Source organism: Vibrio sp. B1ASS3 (assembly GCF_905175355.1).
Lineage (GTDB): Bacteria > Pseudomonadota > Gammaproteobacteria > Enterobacterales > Vibrionaceae > Vibrio > Vibrio owensii.
Map to the genome: position 1 here is coordinate 1 of NZ_HG992743.1, position 20,772 is coordinate 20,772.

The 20,772-nt window shown below is 44.9% G+C and carries 17 protein-coding genes; 8 read left to right on the forward strand and 9 right to left on the reverse strand.

Translation table 11 applies throughout. From position 1 onward, the window contains the following. Positions 1 to 1,241: 1,241 nt before the first annotated feature. The 4 genes from KJB05_RS18375 (at position 1,242) to KJB05_RS18390 (ending at position 7,702) form a co-directional block, all read left to right on the forward strand. Entirely contained in the window at positions 1,242 to 2,459 is a 1,218-nt protein-coding gene (locus KJB05_RS18375; protein WP_005428912.1) for an AAA family ATPase, read from the forward strand. Positions 2,460 to 2,466: 7 nt separating this feature from the next. After that, positions 2,467 to 3,441, forward strand: a complete 975-nt coding sequence (locus KJB05_RS18380) for a ParB/RepB/Spo0J family partition protein (protein WP_208444538.1) — start codon at positions 2,467 to 2,469, stop codon at positions 3,439 to 3,441. 115 nt (positions 3,442 to 3,556) lie between these two features. Further along, the gene (locus KJB05_RS18385) at positions 3,557 to 5,575 is read left to right on the forward strand and encodes a GNAT family N-acetyltransferase (RefSeq protein WP_208444573.1); all 2,019 of its coding nucleotides are present in this window, start codon (positions 3,557 to 3,559) and stop codon (positions 5,573 to 5,575) included. A gap of 447 nt (positions 5,576 to 6,022) precedes the next feature. Next, positions 6,023 to 7,702 carry a FapA family protein gene (locus tag KJB05_RS18390; RefSeq protein WP_208444537.1) on the forward strand — a complete coding sequence of 560 codons (1,680 nt, stop codon included), beginning with the start codon at positions 6,023 to 6,025 and terminating at the stop codon, positions 7,700 to 7,702. Between the two features lie 65 nt (positions 7,703 to 7,767). On the opposite strand, the gene KJB05_RS18395 is transcribed toward KJB05_RS18390, so the two are convergent. Next, the gene (locus tag KJB05_RS18395) at positions 7,768 to 8,421 is read right to left on the reverse strand and encodes a CatB-related O-acetyltransferase (RefSeq protein WP_208444536.1); all 654 of its coding nucleotides are present in this window, start codon (positions 8,419 to 8,421) and stop codon (positions 7,768 to 7,770) included. A gap of 92 nt (positions 8,422 to 8,513) precedes the next feature. On the opposite strand from KJB05_RS18395, the gene KJB05_RS18400 reads away from it, so the two are divergent. Continuing rightward, positions 8,514 to 9,416, forward strand: coding sequence for a LysR family transcriptional regulator (locus KJB05_RS18400; RefSeq protein ID WP_208444535.1), 903 nt, complete (start codon positions 8,514 to 8,516; stop codon positions 9,414 to 9,416). A gap of 12 nt (positions 9,417 to 9,428) precedes the next feature. Here the strand turns inward: KJB05_RS18400 and KJB05_RS18405 are convergent, their stop codons facing one another. The 4 genes from KJB05_RS18405 to murQ form a co-directional block, all read right to left on the reverse strand. After that, positions 9,429 to 9,677, reverse strand: coding sequence for a hypothetical protein (locus tag KJB05_RS18405; RefSeq protein ID WP_208444534.1), 249 nt, complete (start codon positions 9,675 to 9,677; stop codon positions 9,429 to 9,431). Positions 9,678 to 9,901: 224 nt separating this feature from the next. Further along, positions 9,902 to 10,960 carry a porin gene (locus KJB05_RS18410; protein ID WP_208444533.1) on the reverse strand — a complete coding sequence of 353 codons (1,059 nt, stop codon included), beginning with the start codon at positions 10,958 to 10,960 and terminating at the stop codon, positions 9,902 to 9,904. A 152-nt stretch (positions 10,961 to 11,112) separates the two neighbouring features. Then, entirely contained in the window at positions 11,113 to 12,567 is a 1,455-nt protein-coding gene (gene murP / locus KJB05_RS18415) for a PTS N-acetylmuramic acid transporter subunit IIBC (protein WP_208444532.1), read from the reverse strand. Between the two features lie 28 nt (positions 12,568 to 12,595). Further along, entirely contained in the window at positions 12,596 to 13,498 is a 903-nt protein-coding gene (murQ, locus tag KJB05_RS18420) for an N-acetylmuramic acid 6-phosphate etherase (RefSeq protein WP_208444531.1), read from the reverse strand. A 242-nt stretch (positions 13,499 to 13,740) separates the two neighbouring features. On the opposite strand from murQ, the gene KJB05_RS18425 reads away from it, so the two are divergent. Further along, positions 13,741 to 14,592 carry an SIS domain-containing protein gene (locus KJB05_RS18425; RefSeq protein WP_005428937.1) on the forward strand — a complete coding sequence of 284 codons (852 nt, stop codon included), beginning with the start codon at positions 13,741 to 13,743 and terminating at the stop codon, positions 14,590 to 14,592. Positions 14,593 to 14,612: 20 nt separating this feature from the next. Here KJB05_RS18425 and mpaA read toward each other — a convergent pair whose 3' ends face one another. Beyond that, entirely contained in the window at positions 14,613 to 15,323 is a 711-nt protein-coding gene (mpaA, locus tag KJB05_RS18430) for a murein tripeptide amidase MpaA (RefSeq protein ID WP_208444530.1), read from the reverse strand. A 187-nt stretch (positions 15,324 to 15,510) separates the two neighbouring features. On the opposite strand from mpaA, the gene KJB05_RS18435 reads away from it, so the two are divergent. Continuing rightward, entirely contained in the window at positions 15,511 to 17,136 is a 1,626-nt protein-coding gene (locus KJB05_RS18435; protein WP_208444529.1) for an ABC transporter substrate-binding protein, read from the forward strand. Positions 17,137 to 17,199: 63 nt separating this feature from the next. Here the strand turns inward: KJB05_RS18435 and KJB05_RS18440 are convergent, their stop codons facing one another. Together KJB05_RS18440 and KJB05_RS18445 are read right to left on the reverse strand one after the other, a co-directional pair. Then, on the reverse strand, positions 17,200 to 17,784 hold the full coding sequence (locus KJB05_RS18440; protein WP_208444528.1) for an NAD(P)H-dependent oxidoreductase: 585 nt from the start codon (positions 17,782 to 17,784) through the stop codon (positions 17,200 to 17,202). Between the two features lie 655 nt (positions 17,785 to 18,439). Continuing rightward, positions 18,440 to 19,027, reverse strand: a complete 588-nt coding sequence (locus KJB05_RS18445; protein ID WP_005428947.1) for a mechanosensitive ion channel family protein — start codon at positions 19,025 to 19,027, stop codon at positions 18,440 to 18,442. Between the two features lie 209 nt (positions 19,028 to 19,236). On the opposite strand from KJB05_RS18445, the gene KJB05_RS28880 reads away from it, so the two are divergent. Beyond that, on the forward strand, positions 19,237 to 19,371 hold the full coding sequence (locus KJB05_RS28880) for a hypothetical protein (RefSeq protein ID WP_009706678.1): 135 nt from the start codon (positions 19,237 to 19,239) through the stop codon (positions 19,369 to 19,371). Between the two features lie 235 nt (positions 19,372 to 19,606). On the opposite strand, the gene KJB05_RS18450 is transcribed toward KJB05_RS28880, so the two are convergent. Next, complete coding sequence (locus KJB05_RS18450; protein WP_213053086.1) at positions 19,607 to 20,620, reverse strand: IS110 family transposase; 1,014 nt, start codon at positions 20,618 to 20,620, stop codon at positions 19,607 to 19,609. Positions 20,621 to 20,772: the final 152 nt, after the last annotated feature.

A 20,772-nucleotide genomic window follows, 5' to 3' on the forward strand; every position in this document is an offset into this window, starting at 1 on the left:
TTAGATCCAGATCACACTAGCCGTAGTTTTGCTATGGTTCCGAAGGATAAAGAAAAACAGATCATAAATAAAGAAAAAATCTTTGTTTTTTAAATAACTGATCTTTTTGATTAATCTGATCTTAATTGATTATATGATCTAATGATCTGGAGATTTTTGATGACGTAAGGTCATGTTTTAAATAGATATTTTAAAGCGGCAATTCGGAACTATGATCATGATTATTCCGAAACGATGATCAACAAAAGTCAGAAAGCATGATCACAAAGCGCCGTAAGCATGATCATTAAGTTTCTGAAAAGATGATCAAAAAGGTCGTGAAACGATGATCATGATGTTTGTACAACTTATCCACAGAAATAAAGGTACGCCTTGGAAAACTTTGTCTTCGTTTGCGGTAAAGCAATGGGGTTTTACCTTTGGAACAATGATCAAGAGCGTCGTTTTTCATCGTTCTGTCGCTACTTGTGAATACTATTTGCGCAAATGCTGAAACCTTGTCCAATTTTACATCGCGCGCCTTGTTTCTCTGCATTATCCCGAAACAAACGGAAGCATGATCATGATATCGCGTTCTACATTTTGTTTTCGGTTTATTTTCATCGTTCCACGTTTTTATCTTTGATTTAGCCTCTATCCCCCAGTCTATCTGCATTCATCCGTAAATTGGCCGTGAAAAAGCATGCTTCCGAGGCTGAAATTTACTTGATCATTTTTCCGATAAATTGATCGCATTGAAAAATCGATGTGCAATGTACTGGGACACATAATTTCCTTGATCATGCTTTCGTATTTGCTGCGCTCGACGGAAGAATGATCATGATGCGTCCTTGATCATTCTTCCGTACGATATCGCTGTTTTACATGAATAAACATACTGGATGCATGATCAAGGTAGTCGCTTCTCGTGTTTTTAATTAAAAACGTTCATTCATCGTCAAACACTAGATTCATCTCACACTATCCGTAATTTAGCGTCTTTCTATAATCGTTCCGGAAAAACTGTAGATTTACATTGTAAATGCGTGACAGTGTGACATTTTTATTCTTTCAAAGTTTGAAGCACTTTATTGGCATAGATTTGATTAAATTTTGTGATGTTTTTAAGGTGAAATCATAAAACAGGCGTTTGTGAGTGTTTTTTATGTGATGGTTATTCAAAATGCATGTTCACCTTTTTGTTGTTTTTGGATTGTAGTGCTGTACAATTAAATGCAGATATCCTTCCAACGGAATTTGGCATGAAAAGAGAAACAACGATTGAAAATCTCCAGGAATTAGCAGAACTGACGCAACAAGTTCAAGCTGACCGTATTGAGATTGTTTTGGAAGAGCGTAGTGACAACTACTTCCCACCAATGTCTAAGGCAATGATGGAAACCCGCTCAGGTTTGACTCGCCGTAAGCTGGACGATGCTATCGGTAAGATGGAAGCGGAAGGTCATCAATTTACAAAGAATAATGCCAACCATTATTCAATCACGCTTGAAGAAGCGCACATGCTAATGGATGCGGCAGAAGTGCCTAAATTCCATGAACGCAAAAAGAATTCTGAAAACAAACCGTGGATCATCAACGTACAAAACCAAAAGGGTGGTACGGGTAAATCGATGACTGCGGTTCACTTAGCGGCATGTCTGGCGCTAAACCTAGATAAACGCTACCGCATTTGTTTGATTGACCTTGACCCTCAAGGCTCTCTGCGTCTGTTCTTGAACCCACAAATCAGTGTGGCAGAGCATGACAACATCTATTCAGCGGTTGATATCATGCTTGGTAATGTGCCAGATGGCGTTGAAATCGATCGTGAGTTTCTACACAAGAACGTGCTGTTGCCAACGCAATACCCGAACTTGAAGTCGATTTCTGCTTTCCCAGAAGACGCAATGTTCAACGCAGAAGCATGGCAAACACTCTCTGAAGACCCGTCATTAGACATCGTTCGTCTATTGAAAGAGCAGTTGATTGACAAGATCGCGAATGACTTCGACGTGATTATGATTGATACCGGTCCACACGTTGACCCGCTAGTATGGAACGCAATGTACGCATCAAATGCGCTATTGATTCCTTGTGCAGCGAAGCGTCTTGACTGGGCTTCAACAGTAAACTTCTTCCAACACCTTCCTACGGTGTACGAGATGTTCCCAGAAGATTGGAACGGTCTTGAGTTTGTTCGTTTGATGCCAACTATGTTTGAAGACGACAACAAGAAGCAAGTTTCTGTTCTAACTGAAATGAACTATCTTCTAGGTGACCAAGTTATGATGGCCACTATTCCTCGTAGTCGTGCATTCGAAACCTGTGCTGACACCTACAGCACGGTGTTTGATTTGACCGTAGGCGACTTCGAAGGTGGTAAGAAAACGCTCGCTACTGCACAAGATGCGGTACATAAAAGTGCATTAGAATTAGAGCGCGTACTGCACTCTAACTGGCCGTCATTGAATCAGGGGTAATGAATAAATGGCATTGAAAACGTCTGAATTAAACGCGAAATTATTTGGTAAAACCAATAAGCGTCGTGTTGCGACACCTCAAGAAGCGCAAACGGCGGCAAAAGACAAAGCACAAACTATCGAACTTGCTGTAGCTGGCGAGAACACCGTTCAGTTTGAATTGGTGCGCATTCCTGCGGATAAAGTGGCGACAGACACTAGCGTATTTGCAGAGAACGCTCGTGAGCAATCTTTCCTAAACGAACACGCTTTATCAGATGTGTTGGTGACGTTGAAAGAACGTGGTCAACAGTATCCAGCGGTTGGTCGTCGCACTGAAGATGGCAAGATTGAAGTATTAGACGGTAGCCGCCGTCGTATGTCTTGTATCTTAGCGGGGCAGGATTTCTTGGTTTACGTTGGTGACAGCATCAACACAGACCACGCGAAATTCCTTTCTGATGTTGCAAACGCGCACAAGCCACTGTCTCTATACGAAAAAGGTAAAGAGATGCAGGCGAAACTTGAAAGTGGCGAAGCTGAAGACCAAAAAGCACTAGCAAAAATGTTCCAGTGTAGTGAAGCATTGGTGAGCGGTGCATTAAAAGCTGCGGCACTTCCGCTTGAACTTCTGCAAGCTTATCCGAATGTTGGTGATTTAGGTCGTCCAACAATTGTTAAGCTGCATAAGCAGTTCTCGACATTGAACGGCGAACAACAACAAAACTTGTTGGATAAGTGTCGCACGTCGGAAGGTTATTTGTGGCAGCGCAGTACAGCTCAAGGTGTGGCTCGTCTTACTAAAGAAGTGACAGAAAGCATCGAAAGCTGGATTGCAGAATTAGCGCCAGCGAAGCCGGCTAAGAAAGCTGAAAAAGTAGATCTAGTTAAAGGTCGCGCAAGCTACAGCCGTAAAGGTAACAACCTTGCTCTTAACTTGAAGAAAGTTGACGACAGCTTGATGGAAGAAATTCTGGCTTTCGTTGAGAGCAAAATGAAGTAAAACTCTTCTTGTTTGAAACCGCCTTCGGGCGGTTTTTTTATGTCTGCAATTTGACGAAGTCTCCATGAATCCAGATGTGATAACATGGCGTCAGTTCAATGCTTGGATACACGTAATGCTCGCACAATCTGAATTCCTTTCTCAGCTCCAGTTCCAAACTTACAAAGCCTTTCAACGCAATGGCGTGGTGATTTATGGTGATGCCGATTGGCAAAATGCCTTGATTGCCGAATTTCATCAGAAGCAACAAAATCAAACTTGGTTCTGCGTAGGTGAGTGGCAACTAGAAAACACCCACTGCGTAAATGCAAAACAAGGCAATATGTTGCTCGGCCGTGAGTGTGATGTGCTTCTGTTTGACGCAAGAAAAGAGCTTGATGCCAACAGTTTTACCTCGGCTCTTGGTGCGCTCGTCGGCGGTGGGCTATTGATTGTGGTTGCCGACAAAACGCAAGACGCGGATGAAGCGGAACTGTGGCTGCAAACGCAATGGCAACAACTCAGTGTTATTGAGGAGAATTTACCATTACCTCAATTACCCGATTTTATCCAAGCAGAAAAAGCGCATCAGTATAGCGAGCAAACTGAAGCGGTTTCTTTTATCGAAAAAGTGGTGAAAGGGCATCGTAAACGTCCGTTAGTATTAACCGCAGATCGTGGTCGAGGAAAAACCAGTGCGTTAGGTATTGCATGTGCGCAACTTCTAGAGCAAAAGCCATTACGAATTCTCGTCACCGCGCCAAGCATCAAAGCGGTCGAACCTGTTTATCAGCACGCGCAGAGAATGCTATCAACCGCAGAGCGGGTTAAGAAAGACCGATTAGAAGTGGGGCAGGGCTACATTCAGTTCATCGCACCGGATGAATTACTCTCTACTTTACCTGAGTGCGATTTGTTGTTGGTTGATGAAGCCGCCGCGATTCCGGTTCCTATGCTTAAGCAGATTACTGAGCAATATCATCGTCTCGTGTTCTCAACCACCATTCATGGTTATGAAGGTTGTGGCCGTGGCTTCACGCTTAAGTTTGTTGATTGGCTACAAAAGCAAAGACCTGGAATGAAGCTTTGTCATCTTCGACAACCTATTCGATGGGCAGTAAATGACAACTTGGAATCTTGGTTGTACCAAGCATTTTTACTGGATGCAGAACTCACGCCGAGTCAGCCTGCTGAGCTTGGCGATATTTCATTAATCAACCTCCGTAAGTCAGCGTTGATTTCTAATCCTTCCGTATTGAAAACGTGCTTTGCGTTGCTCGTGAATGCGCACTATCAAACCTCGCCAAATGATTTGCTGCATCTTTTGCAAGATGAACATTGCCAGATCTACGTAGCTCAGAATAAGAATGAAATCGTCGGGGTGATGTTAACGGTGGAGGAGGGCAACCTCGATTCGAATCTCGTTAAAGATATTCAACTTGGGAAGCGTCGTCCGAAAGGGCACCTGACACCAGTGACTATTATCAATCAACTTGGTTATGCTGATGTGGGTGCGCTTTCTACTTTGCGAGTCATGCGAATTGCGGTGCATCCAGATTTGCAAGGGCAAGGAATTGGCCAACAAATGTTGAAGCAGTTGGAACAAACTACACCGCCTCATATCTCTTATTTGTCCACCAGCTTTGGTGCAACAGAAGAACTGATTACGTTTTGGAAGCAATCTGGTTTTGAATCCATTCGTCTTGGAAGTATGCGAGATGCGGCAAGTGGGTGTTACTCGTTGTTGATGGTTCGCCAATGTGGCTCACAACAAGGTTGGATAAACGAAGCCAAATCGCTGTTCGAAGAACTGTTGCCATTGAGTGCGGCGTCTACGTATCCTAAGTTGGAGCCAAGCATGCTTCGCGCGCTATTACCAGCCTCGGTATCTACTTGCCAGTCCCATTTAACGAAACGCACTTTAATCGAGAGTTATGCTGAAGGTGGGAACAACTTTGAATCGGTCTCTGTTTGGATTCAGCAATGGTTACTGCAATGTGGTTTGGCTGACGTGTCTGACTTGATGATCAGTAAATTATTCTTAAACAAAGACTGGAGTGAGTGCGCTAAGCAATATGGCTTGCCGGGACGTAAGCAAGTTGAAGCGCAGATAAGGAATGAACTACAAGTTTTGATAGCTAAATTTACAGTGTAAACAGAACAAGCAATTTACACTGTAAAAGTGGTTAACGGGAGGAGAGGGTTTACACTGTAAATCCTCTCCTTTTTTATTTGGTCTTTTGCTAAGGCTGACGGTTGAGATGTAAGGCCAATCTCAATTTACACTGTAAACGGAAGTCTTATCTTATTAGCCATATATAAAATGAGCTAAATAATAAACTTTCCATAAAGTCAGATTACCCATTAGGGATGCTTCACCATCTATTCAAATACAGGTCGTGATGCTTTGGTGAAGTAGGGAGAGCGCAACGCAAAAAATGAATCTAAATCGGATTTAGAAATTCTGAGTGAGCTTATCTCTAGCTCATAAGTCGCGGGGCTTCCTTTAGTGATGTGAGCCTGATTCTGAGAATTGAGAGGTTTGTTCAGAAAATGATTTTGGTTAGACTGAATTGGGTGATGGGTAGCAGATGGATTGGTTATGTGGAAGATATGCCTTGAATGGTCGGAAGACAAAACGACGATTTTTGCCCGCCTACCGGGAGATATTGAACTCGGAGGTGAGCTAAATCAAAAGGAGTTGCCTGAACAGCTTCAAGCAATGAATGCCAGTGAGGCGTTTGTTGATGACGCTGAAGTGGTTCGATTCATTAACTGTGCTCGTGAGCGTAAAGCTGAAGCATACGAAGGCATCGTCGTCGCACAGATTAAGAATGCTCAGGTAGAAGTTGAACTGTCGAACAACGACATGCTCGCTAGCATGAACATTGTAGGTGCTTATGGTGGCCGTGGTTTGCGTGGCCCTGAAATCGTTCAAGCACTGGCTCATGCGAGAGTATCGAAAGGCATCAATAAGTTGGCACTTAAAAAAGTTATGGTCGTCAGCAATCAACTCAAACCCGGAGAAACCTTCACTCAACCTGTCGCCGTTGGCAAACAGCCCGTCAAAGGTAAAGACGCCATCTTTACGCCACTCGTCAAAGACATCACCAAACGTATCCTCAAACCGAAAGAAGGCCAATCGACCAGCGACAAGATTGATTTACGCAACTTGGGTGAAACCATTGCCGTTGATATTGGCGACGAGGTCATGCGTCGAACGCCTGCTACTAAGGGGATTCCAGGTTTTACTGTGCAAGGCCGCGTAATACCTCCTCAAGCAGGCAAAGACAGTCCGATTAAACCGGGTAAAGGAACGGAAATTAGCAAAGCCGATCCTAACCTTCTGCTCGCTTCTGTATCTGGGACACCTCTCATCAAAGACAAAACCATCGAAGTTGATAATGCGCTGTGTCTGAATAGTGTGGGCGTAAATACCGGACACGTTAAGTTTAAAGGCAATGTCATCATCGGCGGCAACATTGAATCTGGCATGATCGTCAAAGCGACAGGCTCTATTACCGTTGGTGGGTTTATTGAGTCTGCGGACGTGCAAGCTGAGGGTGATATCCAAGTGGCGAAGGGCATAATTGGCCACACAGTCAGTGATGGTCAGCCGAAGAGTTGCCACGTTCGAACCAAAACATCGATTCGTGCTAGTTACGCCCAGTATTGTGAATTGCAGTCTGGCGAGGATATAGAGCTCGCTGTGCACAGCATGAATAACGACATTGTATGTGGACGCAATCTGACGATACTTGATGCTAGCGGCAAAAACGGCACTTTAAGCGGTGGTGATGCCAAAGTCGGAAGTAAGGTGCTTTGTTCGCAACTTGGCGTAGAGGGCGATACCGCCACGAAAGTCGAGGCTTTTGCCCGCTACGCCTTGTACAAAGAGCGCATTGCCAGCTTAAAAGAAGAATACAAATCTGCCCAAGAAGGCACGATGGATGTGATTCGTAAGGAGCTTGAATTTAAGAAGCGTCCCAAAGCTGAACGTACCGATGAAGAGCAAGCTCAAATCGAAGTAATGAAAGCGCAAAACAATACTTGCCTTGAAGAAGTTAAACAGAAGCTAGAACACACTGAACAAGAGTTTGAAGTCTCGCTAGAAGAGAATATCGTCGAAGCCAAAGATCGCGTGTTTACGCGCGTTACAGTGCAATTTGGAGACGAACAGGTGACAACCAAACGCACCCATGGCGGTTGTGTGTTTAGCTTTAACCAATACGAAATCAAAGTGGCGGCAAATTTAGAGGAAGAAGACGTCGTCGCGATTTAACTCTTTAATCGGAAGAATCAAAAAGCCCGTGTATTGAGAGGTACACGGGCTTTTGTTTTTGAACGTTACGCAATGTGTTCTTGGTAGTAAGCACCAAGCGCACGTACATCACCGCTGCACATGATCTTCATTGCTTGTTTAATATGGTTAATGGGCCAATCCCACCATTTGATTTCTGACAACATGGCGACACATTCGTCGTCAAAGCGTTGGCGAACAATATGATTGTGACCAACAACAATCGAGTAGGGCGGGACATCTTTAGTGATGACTGAGCGCGCACCAATTACGGCACCATCTCCAATCTTCACGCCCGGCATGATCATCGCTTCGCTGCCAATCCATACGTCATTACCAATTATGGTATCACCTGCGCGTTCAAAGCCACTTTGTACATCTTCTCCAAACTCTTCAGGTGAAAATGGAAAGGTAGAAATCCAATCTACCCGATGGCCTTGATTGCCAGCCATCATAAAGGTCGCGCCAGAAGCGATGGAACAGAATTTGCCAATGATCAGTTTGTCCACTTCTCCATAAACGCCATCTTGCCACTCTTGTTGGGTAACGCTGTCGCCTATCAAATAACGAACCGATTGATCTTCAAATGTTTTACCGTGATAGAACCCCGAGTAATAACTGTAATCTCCCACCTCGATATTCGGGTTGGTGACATGGTCTTTGATCACTTGCCCTTTTAACCAAGTATCGAATGCGTTCATTCGTGATTCTCCGTTCCAATTTTAAGTTGTAAGCAGTGTAGAGCCTTTCTACTATTTCCAGTAGATTGTTTTTAGAGATTCATAATTACCATATGGAAATAAAGTGGCTTAGTTACGTGCCGATGTACATCGCTCTATGTGAAGAGAAGAGTATTGCTGGCGCGGCGAAAAAACTGTGTTGCTCAAACGCGCACGCGAGCCGTCAATTGAGGCAGTTAGAAGAGATTCTGTCCGTACAGTTGATTCAACGTACAACAAGGCAATTTAATCTTACTTACGATGGGCTGCGCTTTTATCAGCAAGTAAAGGGGTTGATGGAAGGAGCGGAGCAGATTAATGAACAAGTGATGGAAAGTGACCGAGTTGCCGGGCATTTGCGCATCGCGGCGTCGGCGTCATTTGGGGCAGCGTTATTGAACCGAGCCTTGATCGAGTTTCGCCAGTTATATCCGGAAGTGACGTTCGAAGTGATCTTTTCAGAAACGCCTGTGGATCTTATTGAGTCTGGCTTTGATGTGGCGTTTTTCTTCACGAACAATCCACCCGAGGGCTATATCGGCCACTATCTACGCTCTTTACACTGTAAACCGTTCGCACACAAAGCGTACTTGTCTAACAAACCAAGCATAACTACGCCGGAAGATCTTTATCAGCTTGACCACATTGTGTATCGCAACGAAGAGTTAAACCTCGATACGTGGGACTTCCATCATATGGAAACCAAACAAAAAGTGTCAGTGGCTTTGCAAAGTGTACTTAGCTTTAATTTGGTTCAATCCATGCTTGAAGCCACTCTTGCGGGATGCGGCGTTGCCATGCTGGATGAATTCGCATTGGAGAAACTCAACGGTGAAGAGCGATCGCAACTCGTGCCGTTACTCCCTGAATGGCAAACGGATGCGATCCTACCACTCTATATTCTTTATCCTAAACGTGAGCATTTACCAAAGCGAACGCAGGCGTTTATTGAGCATTTCAAACAGCAATCATTTTAAGCAGTAATCATTTTAAACTGACAGGTTGTCTTGAGCGTGCAGGTCTTTAATCTCTGCAGTGCCTTGAAAGTGTTGATTACAAGTGCGGCAGTAGAATTGAGGCGTTAACTCGTGATAGTGGTTACCGGTAAAACAGCGTGATACCAACACCATTAAACGGGCTGTTTTGCCGTTGATGTTTTCTGATTGAATGTTGATGCGTTTCATCACGCGTTTGTGTTCAGTCGGTTTGTTGCAGTGTGAGCAAAATTTTACAGGCATAAGGCTCTCATATTGATTCAGTGATGATTAATTGATGAGAGAGTACTTTGCTTAATGATGAAAAAGTAAACATGCATGTAATGATAATTGACAGCAATGCCTATTGGGAAACTCATAGAATGGCTAGTAACTGAAAAGAAGGAAGATTTCACTCCTCGATATTTTAAAGGCAGGAAAAATATCGAGGAGGAAATCTTAGCTAACTAAAACGAGTGTATGGACATTTACAGCTCGTAACGTAGCCCGAAGTGGTAGTAGCTTTCATCTGCATGTGCACCACCAAACGAGACTTCTTGTGCGTTTTCGTAACCGCGTGAGCCATTACGGTCAACGTAACTGGTGTAGATAGAAGAGCGAGGGGTCAGTTTGTATTGCACTTCAACTGTCGTATCTTTCAGCTCAAGCTCGTCGCCGTCGCTGTTTTCTAGAGAGCGGTAACCAGCACGTAGCGCCCATTTGTCATTTACACTGTAAACTGCGGTCAGCTCCATGACTTTATCGGTACTGGTTTCAGAGAAGTAACCTTCTAGCTCATCTTCTGAGTAAAGCGCACCTAACATCAAATCACCCAAGTAGTAACGCGTACCCGCACCCCAGAAGGTGTAATCGGTATCGTTATTTTCACGCACATCGCCTTTGCTTTTTTGCATTGCAACTACAGGGGCTAGTGTACCTAAATCGCCCATTTCTAGGGTGTAACGAAGTGCTGCGTTGTAGCCGTAATCGAGTTCAGAGGTGCTGTTACCAATAATGTAAGCCACAGATGCATCGAAGTTACCAATGCGGTTTTGGTATTGCAGCGTACCGTCTTGACGGAAAACTTGTGTCGCGGTTTTATCCACTTTATTTGCTTGGCGCGCCATAGATACGTCTGATGACGCAAACACATCACCAATGTCGGTGAACATGATTAATCCTGATGCAACACGGCCACCAGTGATTCGACCGTAATCTTGCGCATCAATACCAGCCCAAACGTAACGTGCTGTCAGAGATGGCTTGTCGTTCACTTGGTTGGCGTATTCTGCTGCACCTACCTGATATTGCGCTTGGCCAATGACAGAGGCGTGTTCGTTGATGGTTTGTGAGCCATTCAAACCAATACGGCCATCAAATTCGCCATTGGCATCACCGTGTTCATCATTTTTATTGGTGACGTTAAAGCCTAGACGAGAGTAAATGTTCAAAACCGACCCATCTTCTGCTTGGTAAAGTTGAGCGGCCATCGCTGCGTTTGACGCCATCAGAGTAGGGAGAAGTAGAGTTAAAATGTGCTTTTTCATGTGAACGACCTTTTCGTTTCTATTGTTTTTAAGCACGACAAAGCCCCTTCCGAATAACGGAATAAAATCAATGTCGTAAGAAGTAGAGAGAGGGTGCGCCCTTGAAAGCTCAAGGACGCGAGCTAGTCCATTCCTATAGGGGTTAGAATGATTTAGCTTAAATCAACGTCTTTGCAGCCAAAGAAGTAGGTAGCTAGGAAGCCAACGATGTAAGAGATAAGTAGGCCACCAATGAACACCATCATGCCGGCAAAGATGCCGCTAGCTGAGGTCATCAGCGGAATTGCAACGATACCAGATGGGCCGAAGACTGTGTTTAGACCGACAGGCAGGCCAAGGTAAGAGACTAAGCCGATAAAGAAGCCACCCGCTGCGCCACCAATACAAGCGGTGACGAACGGTTTAACGCGCGGTAGCGTTACGCCGTAAATCAGTGGCTCACCGATGCCAAGTAGACCTGGAATGATGGCACCTTTTACTTGTGTGTGTAGCAGGGCGTCTTTCTTAGCTTTGAAGTACAGCGCCATAGAAGCACCTACTTGACCGCCACCAGCCATGGCTAAGATAGGAAACAGCGAGTTAAAACCTTGTGCTTCCATTAGGGCAAAGTACACCGGCACAAACCCTTGGTGGATACCAAATACCACGGAAATTAAGAACAAACCTGCCAAAATCGCTGCGCCTAATGGGTTGTCATTCAAGTTTAGGAACAACCAAGACATGCCTTTGAATAGCTCACCACCGATTGGCATGATGATCAAAAACGTTACTGCACCCATGATCAAAAGCGTGACAACTGAGGTTAAGATCATGTCCAGATCGTCAGGCATATACTGACGCACTTTTTTCTCGACCTGAGCACCAATGATCGCTGCCATCAACACGCCAATAATGTTACCGCGCGGATCAATCGCAAAACCGAAGAACTCATTCATTCCTGAATAAATGCCCGACGTTGCATCGGGGTTGTAACCCAACACAAATAGCGAAGCGAGTATGGCGCCATTGACACCTGAGCCACCGAAAGCTTGTTGAGCGTTGTAGCCAATTAGAATGCTTAAGAAAGCGAACAGTCCTTTACCAAAGACCTTCATGTAGGCAATCAAATCCAACATAAACTGGCTTGGTGTTTGGTCGAGCACGAAGATTTGTTCCAATAACGTGGCAAAACCGAGCAGCAAACCCGCAGCGATAAAGCCGGGAATCAGCGGTGTAAATATGGTGGCAAACTTACTCAGAAAGCGTTGAACCGCACTGGTTTGTTTACTCTTCATCTGTTTTTTCTGTTCTGCAGCGACAGCAGAAAGATCCTGTTGTGGTGCGTCAGGCTCTTCGCTGTCACCAGAGATTAAGCTGTCGATCAACTTGCTCATCATATCGGCAGCTTGCTGAGCTTTACCGGGACCAAGAATGATCTGGAATTGCTCGTCGCTTTCTACCACACCCATGACGCCGGGAATTTGTTTAATGACGGATTGATCCGCCAAGCTGTTATTCGCGAGAGATAAACGCAAACGCGTCATACAGTTACCGCACTTACTTACGTTGTTACTGCCACCCACTGCGGCGAGCAATTGCGATACGGTGTTAGAGGTAATTTTGGCCATAGGGACTATCCTTCAGTACTAGGGCTATTTAGTTATTATTTAGTGCTGCACGAATAAAACCGTTGTGCTCGGCGAGGCGAGACTTGGCTTGCTCAGCATCCAAATCAGCCAGAATCATTAAAATTGCGGTTTTACAGTGACGTTCACACGCTTCAAGCGCTTTTTCTGCTTGTTCTTTTGTTGCGCCTGTTGCTTCAATCACAATGTTGGTTTGACGCTGAATCAGTTTGGCGTTGGTGGCTTCTACATCCACCATTAAATTGCCAAACACTTTACCGCTGCGAATCATTGCGCCAGAAGTCAGCATGTTCAGCACCAGTTTTTGTGCTGTGCCCGCTTTCATGCGTGAAGATCCGGTGACGACTTCTGCGCCCACTATCGGAAGAATGGCGATGTCCGCAGCTTCTGCCATTGCGCATTCAGGGTTGCATGCGATTGATGCCGTCGTTGCCCCTACAGATTTTGCGTACTCCAAACCACCTAAAACATAAGGCGTACGGCCACTGGCAGCGATGCCAACCACAACATCATGTTGAGTCAGATTCAGCGTCTTTAAATCGTCTTGGCCCATTTGAGCGTTGTCTTCTGCGTTTTCTACCGCTTTCAAAATCGCTTGATGACCACCAGCAATTAAACCGATAACCATATCTGGGTGTGTGCCATAAGTTGGAGGACATTCACTCGCATCAAGAATACCAAGGCGGCCAGATGTACCTGCGCCCATGTAAATCAAACGGCCACCATTGGCGAACGCTGCAGTAATGGCATCGACGGTTTGCGCGATTTGTGGCAATACGGCTTGCACCGCTAACGCGACTTTCTGATCCTCTTGGTTAATGACTTGCAGCATCTCGATGGTAGAAAGCGTATCGATCTCTGCGCTCGCTGGATTGCGGCTTTCTGTCACCAATCGGCTTAAATCAATTTTCATGTTTTGTACTCTTCGTAAATGTTCAATCTGAGGGCGATTCTATGGAATAAAATATTCAGGTTTGGTGATAAAAATCACACTTGAGGTTATTCTTTGTTCAGTGAAAATTTGGAATAATGACGGAGAATACTGATGAGATAACCTATGTAGAAACAAGGGTTGTTAAATTAATCAGGCAGTTAAAGAAAAGTTTGATTATTTCTGTTTTGGAATAATTTATTTAAAGTTTTTGGAATTTTGTCGTGTCCGTTATCAATAAAATCGTCGCAAGACGTACTCAACTCTCTCAAAGTGGTCGTTTGGTTGGCGATTGGATTGTCGAAAATGCAGAAAAAGCCGCCCAATTGACCAGTCAAGAGCTTGCTGCGCAAGTGCAAGTGAGCCAATCGAGCATCGTCAAATTCACCCAGAGAATTGGCTATAAAGGTTATAGCGAGTTCAAATTGGCATTGAACGAAGAGATTGGTCGAAAGCAAGCGATGCAATCCACCCCGCTGCACAGTGATATTCTGGCGGATGACCCGATTGCGGTGATTTCTCAAAAACTGGTTAAAGCGAAAACCGACGCTATGTTCCAAACGACCAATGCGCTCTCTTATGAGGCGTGTCACCAAGCGGTGAAGTGGTTGAGTGAAGCGCGCCGTGTGCAAGTGGTGGGTATTGGCGGCTCTGCGCTTACGGCAAAAGATTTGAGTTTTAAGCTGCTCAAGCTTGGAATTACCGCATTATCAGAACAAGACAGTCACGTACAAATTGCGGTTGCGCGTACGCTCTCTTCGCAAGACGTGCAGATCGCGATTTCTTTCTCAGGAGAACGTAAAGAGATTCTGGTGGCGGCGGAAGCGGCGAAAGAGCAGGGAGCAAAAGTAATTGCTTTGTCTGCTCCGGGGAGAAGCCGATTGAGAGACATTGCGGACATCACGTTTGATACCATCGCCAATGAAACAGAGCATCGCAGCTCTTCCATTGCTTCGCGTACGGCACAAAACGTGATTACGGATCTGTTGTTTATTATTTTGGTGCAACAAAGAGACGAAAGCGCGCGTCAGTTGATCAGTGATATCAGTACCGATATCAAGCAGATCCTTACTTGATCGCTTCGTATAGCTAGAAATTAAAGATCTGGATCGTGCTGCAACAAAGCAATAAACGCATCGAGATGCTTTTCAATCGTGAGATCCGCCGAGATCGGGGGCAATTCCACCGTAATACAAGGTAGTTGGCGTTCATTGCACCAAGTACCGAAAGACCCCGGCGTTTCGTAATCAACATCGTCAACGATAGGTAGATTGAATTGCTTGCCGAGCCATTTGGCCAAATCAGAATGAGCAGGGTCGTCGACAAACGCTAATGGCTCATGAAACGAGACCACAAATTTTGGCCTGCGCAGTTCAATCAAACTAATTAGTGCGTCAACTTCTTGCTCTAGCTGTTCTTTGCTGCCCGTTTTTACTTTCACGTCTCGGACAGGTGTATGCGAGCTCCAGCGATAGACTGTGCCGTGTTCTGTCCAATTCTGTGTAGGAAACGCACGGTTTAGATCGACTTGATTGGCATTGGCTCGTGTACCCAGTTGGTTTGCATCTGGGTTCATCGATAAAATCACATCGTGTTTCAGACACTCCACTGGCAAGCATCTTAACGCGCACGACAATCCGGCGATTGAGGCTGTCTCGTCGCCGTGTGTCCCCGCGAGAATAAGGCCTCGCGAGTTACTTTCTACTTGTGCTGGGAAGTACAACAACGGCGCGCCCAGTACCGATTTTCCATATGATGTTGGCGTAATTAAAAATGCCGCTCTTTCCGTTCTTGGAATTAGACTCACCGTAATCTCCTGATTGTTCGAGTAGTATCTATTCATCACTCAAGCTATATATAACTCATGTTACAGCCGTTGAACTTAGCATCTTGAGATTACTCGGATATAAACTGAACACTTAAAGTTCGTCAATGCTTGTATGATGAATAATGGTACTTGCTTCAAAAGACGTGTTAGGAGAACGAAAAACGATATGGATTTTAAAAAGCATTCAACAGCGTTGCTGGTTTCCTCTTTATTGACCCCATTTTTATCCGCTTCAGCTCTCGCTGATTCTTTGCCTGATGGTGTGCAACTCGCACCAGAACAACATTTAGTACGAGCAAACGATGCAGAAGCGGCGACGCTAGACCCTGCAAAAGCTGAAGGCTTGCCAGAGATGCACGTGATTCGTGATTTGTTTGAGGGATTAGTCATTCAAGATCGAGATGGCAATATCGTTCCTGGTGTTGCGGAATCTTGGCAAACCGAAGACAACCAAACCTTTGTGTTCCAGCTGCGTAAAGACGCCAAATGGTCGAACGGCGATCCTGTGACAGCGGATGATTTTGTCTATTCACTGCGTCGTGCAGTGGATCCGAAAACGGCTTCTCCCAATGTTTGGTATCTCAAACTTACTAAGATCAAAAACATCGCTGACGTAGCAGAAGGTAAAAAGCCACTGGATGATCTCGGTATCACCGCTGTCGATAAACACACTCTGCGTTTCGAACTTGATAGCAAGGTGCCGTACTTTGTCGCAATGACAGGTCACACTTCGATGATGCCGGTACACAAAGCAACGGTTGAGAACAGCGAAAAGCCGTGGAGTGACCCACAGCAGTTTGTTGGCAACGGTGCATTTGTTCTGGATAAATGGGTGGTGAATGAACGCATTGAGCTGAAAAAGAACCCAAACTACTGGGATAGCGCGGATACTCATCTCACTGAAGTGACATACATTCCGTTTGAGAACCAAAACGCATCGATTAATCGTTATGCGGTGGGGGAAGTGGACATCACCTCAGATGTACCAACCCACATGGCGCAAAAGTTGAAGAAGGACTACGAGCAAGCGTATACCGCGGTTCCGCTACTTTGTACTTACTACTACGCGTTTAACACCACGCGTCCTCCGTTCGATGATGAACGAGTTCGAAAAGCCGTGTCTTATTCGATAATGCGTGATGTGATCACGAATGGTGTCACACAAGTAGGTAATCTGCCTGCTTATACGTTCGCACACCAATACACCGCCGGCTTTGATGCGACTCAGCCTGAATACAGCACATGGACGCAAAAACAGCGTGATGAAAAGGCGCGCGAACTGCTGAAAGAAGCGGGATACGGTGATGGTAAGTCTCTGGATTTCAAATTGCTGTACAACACCAGTGAATCGAATAAAGCAATTGCAGTGGCGATTGCTTCTATGTTGAAGAACAACTTGGGCGCGAAAGTCGAATTAGAAAACCAAGAGTGGAAATCTTATCTCGTCGCTCGCAAACAAGGGGACTTCGATGTTATGCGCGCCTCGTGGTGCGGAGATTACAACGAAGCTTCGACCTTCTTGAGTCTACTGCGCTCTGGTTCGTCAGGTAACTTTGCGCGTTACAGCAGTGAAGCCTATGACAACGCGATGAATAGTGCATTGGCCGCAACGGATGAGAAAGCGCGTCAAGGTTTCTATGATCAAGCCGAGCAATTGTTGGCGGCAGATATGCCAATCGCACCGATTTACTACTACATGCAAGCGCGTTTGGTTCGTCCTACGGTTGGCGGTTTTGCCAAGAACAACGTAGAGGGCCGTATCTACTCAAAAGACCTCTACATTAAGAAGTAGCGCTCAAAACAAGCGATAAATAAGAAGCCCCGAAGATGTATCTCAAGGGGCTTCTTTTTATTGCTAGCGAGTAGAGAGCTTGTCCACGAACATTGCGACTCGTTTGCCAAGATACTCTGCTGTTGCAACATCTGAGGCATGCAACTGACCGTCTTCACCGCCTTGAGCAACAATGCCACCTTGCACACCATATCGGTTCAGATTCTGCTCGCCAGAATTGCTGATCTTATCCAATCCGACCCACATCATACCGTGCTGATTAGCTAGCGTTTGTAGGTACTGCAACGTCATTGACTGATCGCCATTCATTGCCCCACCACTGGTAAAGCCAGCCGCGATTTTTCCCGCCCATTTTTGGTAATACCAAGATTCACTGCTTGCATCTGCAAATGCTTTAAACTGCGCTGCTACGCCGCCCATATAGGTCGGTGAGCCAAATATAATCGCATCGCACTCAGCAAGTTCATCCATTAAGTTAGGGTTCACAAAACGTCCCTCAATGATCTCACTGCCTTCAATACGGTGAGAGAGGATTTCACATTCACCTTGCTGCTGAATGCCTTGTTGTTCAACGCCTGCAGCAATCGCGCGAGCAAGCTGACCAGTAACGTCGGTTTTAGAGAAATAAATAATCGCAATTTTGGACACAATGGTTCCTTTTCATCGTTGATTTTGAATCGTGCGAATAAGGCTAGAACCTCAAGCTTGGTTGAGGTCAAGAGATGGTTTGAAATGAGTGAACTAAATGTTTGCTGATCAATTTAAGAGCAATGTAGTTGTTCTTGGAGGGGGCTATTGGCTGAGGAACAAGTCGGTGGTAGATACGTCCAAAAAAACGACCGTATATTAGGTATTTAATTCCAGTAAGCACTTTGTTCTTATGAGAGAATATTCAAGTGATTGCGGGCAGTTTGTTTGTTAAGGGAGTCTGGGTTGATTTACTTATTTTATATATTGGTCTGTGCTTTAGTACTTACTTTCTTTAGCTTAATCTGGAGCGGTGTTAAGTTTTGGAATCTGTACCATGAGACTAGGCCGAGCCTTATGGAAAAAAAGAAGCTATATCTTGTTGTTAGCTTAGCTTCACTTATCGTTGGGTATTTGTTGTTGGAAGCTTTGCCATGGTTGCTCGATTACTCCTGCAGTAATAACTTAGAGGATTTTGTGTCTATCTGTGCTAAGCGTTAACTCGGTATGTTGGTTGGACTGTTTTAAGACGAATCAAAATTAAACAGTCTCCTAAAGACAGATAACTTTTCATCACAAACAAAAAGCCGATGTAGATACATCGCTTTTTAGTGGGTTATTTCTTTCTGCGGGTATAAATGCGTGAGGTGGTTTTTGGCTCCTCAGGCTTGGCCTTTTCTTTTGCCAGTTTGAGTACCGCTTTTTGTAGCATCAAATTGTTCGGGTAAGTGATTAGGTTGCCGTTGTCGTGCTTAATCAGCACGTGGAACATACGGATTTCCTGAATCTCACCACTGATGTCTTCGTCTTTATCTACCACTTTAATTCGGTCACCGACACGGTATGGGAAGACAAAGAAAATCAGAAAGCTTGCTGTGATGTTACTTAGAATCGACCACTGTGCGATGAAAGCCACACCCAATACCGCGAAGATAGACGATAGGAATAGCGACACATCGCCATAACCAATCCCGGTTACAATGGCGAAAAGCGAAGCAAACAAAAACAAGAACGCGACGTTGAAGCAGCGCTGAATAAAGCTCAAGCGCGCTTTGTTTACGCCTTTAGCTTCTGCCAAATTTAGGATCGCACGGTTGGCGATTTTCTTTAGCAAGCGATAAGCGATCAGAATGATGACGCCCATCAACACTTTATAACCGATAGAGCCAGCCGTGAAATACTGACTGATTTGCTCTAAATGCATCCAATGATTCATTTCTTCAACTCGAGAATATTAAGAAGGCGCGTGTTATAGCCGATTTTTGCTCGCAAGTAATTAACTATTTTAGATGCAGAGGAATATTAGTGTTGAACAAATTTTGACCGACATCTCAGTTCCGAATTGAGAAGAGATGAACTCTGATATCTGGTGCGTTGGCTGCTGCTAATCTAGAAACGTAACTTACGAGCGTTATGGAAAATGGTAGGGATGCGATGGAAGAAGATGAAAGGGCAATTATGGGATTGGTGGTTATTGTCGGCTTTGTGTTGCTTTGGATATTCCTCGAAGAGTTTGGCTACTTTGGATTACTGACCATCAATAAATAATGTATGGTCCGCCCCGTTATTGCAACTACAATTTAGTAATAACGGAGTTGGTTTGCGCTAATGTATTCGGAGTCCACGTTGGGAACATTAACTTCCCGCTCCACGATGATATCCGCGCCAGATTATCCTTAAAAGCCCCAAAGCAACTAGGTGCTATTTTTTGTATCAGGTTACTAATCTGGCCGATCGACCGTTTTTGTCATCACGTTCATTGGCGTTGCAAACTTGGTTATGGCTATACAGCCTTAAAAGCTTGGCGGTGGTACAACACCGCCCAAGCTATTCTTGCTAGCTTATTGGCAAGTGCGACTACCACTACATTAAACGGCTTTGTTGCTCGTAAATTGACTAACCAATCTCCAAACACTTTTCCTGTTGTTTCTATCCTAGATAGCACGGACCTCGCTCCATGTATAAATAGAGCGCGAAGGTGTTTGTTCCCTCGTTTACTCATGCCTAATAGCTTTGATTTGCCACCCGTTGAATACTGCCTTGGAACGAGTCCTAGCCATGCAGCCATCTCGCGACCTCCACCAAAGTTTGAAGGAGAACTGATATTAGCCACACACAGCGTTGCTGTTAAATCACCAATACCAGGAATACTCTTCAAAAGCTCGGCATTTTCATTATTTTCAGTAATTGCTTTCAGTTTTCTATCTTGAGTAGATACTTGCTCATTTAGGTATTTATAGTGCTCATGAATCGAGAGCAACTCAGCGACCAGACTCGGTGGTAGTTTTATATCTTGCTCGGCCAACCACTGAAATAGCGCTTTCATCTTGGCATGGCCTTTAGGAAAACTCAGCCCAAACTCAAGTAGTATTGCTCCAATTCGGCTCATACAAGCCGTTCGTTCTTTGATATAACCATCCCTCACTCGATGGATAGCTGCGATTACCTGAGCTTCCTCTGACTTGGCAGAGACAAATCTCATGCTTGGTCGACTCGCTGCTTCTGCTATCGCAGCTGCATCAATAAAGTCGTTCTTGTTACCTTTGACGTAAGGTTTTACATATTGAGGCGGGATAAGTCGAACTCGATGCCCATAGGCTTCACACTTTCTCGCAAGCCAGTGAGCACCACCACAGGCTTCAAAAGCGATGATGGTAGGTTCAAGTACAGATAAGAAACGAAGTAGTTGGATTCGACTAAACTTACGGCGAATAACGTCTTTGCCAGTGTGATTGTTACCAACCGCATGAAAGCAGTGCTTGCCTAAATCGATACCTAAGATGTGAATGGTAGACATATGGTTCACCTCGTTCTGAGAGCCTACTCTAAGCGTAGGGCTTGAGAGTGAGGCGGACCATATAATTAGCCCCGCTACGTAATGAGCGGGGCTTTTGTTTCTCTGAAGCTAAGTGTCTGCAGCTAAGTACCTGAAGCCAAGTATCTGAAGCT

Excerpts from the sequence above, each read along its gene's own strand:
- KJB05_RS18400 (WP_208444535.1), top strand. The coding sequence starts at position 8,514 with ATGGAAATAAAGTGGCTTAGTTACGTGCCGATGTACATCGCTCTATGT.
- KJB05_RS18380 (WP_208444538.1), top strand. The coding sequence starts at position 2,467 with ATGGCATTGAAAACGTCTGAATTAAACGCGAAATTATTTGGTAAAACC.
- KJB05_RS18445 (WP_005428947.1), bottom strand. The coding sequence starts at position 19,027 with ATGCATTTAGAGCAAATCAGTCAGTATTTCACGGCTGGCTCTATCGGT.
- KJB05_RS18410 (WP_208444533.1), bottom strand. The coding sequence starts at position 10,960 with ATGAAAAAGCACATTTTAACTCTACTTCTCCCTACTCTGATGGCGTCA.
- KJB05_RS18390 (WP_208444537.1), top strand. The coding sequence starts at position 6,023 with ATGTGGAAGATATGCCTTGAATGGTCGGAAGACAAAACGACGATTTTT.
- KJB05_RS18385 (WP_208444573.1), top strand. The coding sequence starts at position 3,557 with ATGCTCGCACAATCTGAATTCCTTTCTCAGCTCCAGTTCCAAACTTAC.
- murP (WP_208444532.1), bottom strand. The coding sequence starts at position 12,567 with ATGGCCAAAATTACCTCTAACACCGTATCGCAATTGCTCGCCGCAGTG.
- KJB05_RS18375 (WP_005428912.1), top strand. The coding sequence starts at position 1,242 with ATGAAAAGAGAAACAACGATTGAAAATCTCCAGGAATTAGCAGAACTG.
- KJB05_RS18435 (WP_208444529.1), top strand. The coding sequence starts at position 15,511 with ATGGATTTTAAAAAGCATTCAACAGCGTTGCTGGTTTCCTCTTTATTG.
- KJB05_RS18405 (WP_208444534.1), bottom strand. The coding sequence starts at position 9,677 with ATGCCTGTAAAATTTTGCTCACACTGCAACAAACCGACTGAACACAAA.
- KJB05_RS28880 (WP_009706678.1), top strand. The coding sequence starts at position 19,237 with ATGGAAAATGGTAGGGATGCGATGGAAGAAGATGAAAGGGCAATTATG.
- KJB05_RS18450 (WP_213053086.1), bottom strand. The coding sequence starts at position 20,620 with ATGTCTACCATTCACATCTTAGGTATCGATTTAGGCAAGCACTGCTTT.
- murQ (WP_208444531.1), bottom strand. The coding sequence starts at position 13,498 with ATGAAAATTGATTTAAGCCGATTGGTGACAGAAAGCCGCAATCCAGCG.
- KJB05_RS18395 (WP_208444536.1), bottom strand. The coding sequence starts at position 8,421 with ATGAACGCATTCGATACTTGGTTAAAAGGGCAAGTGATCAAAGACCAT.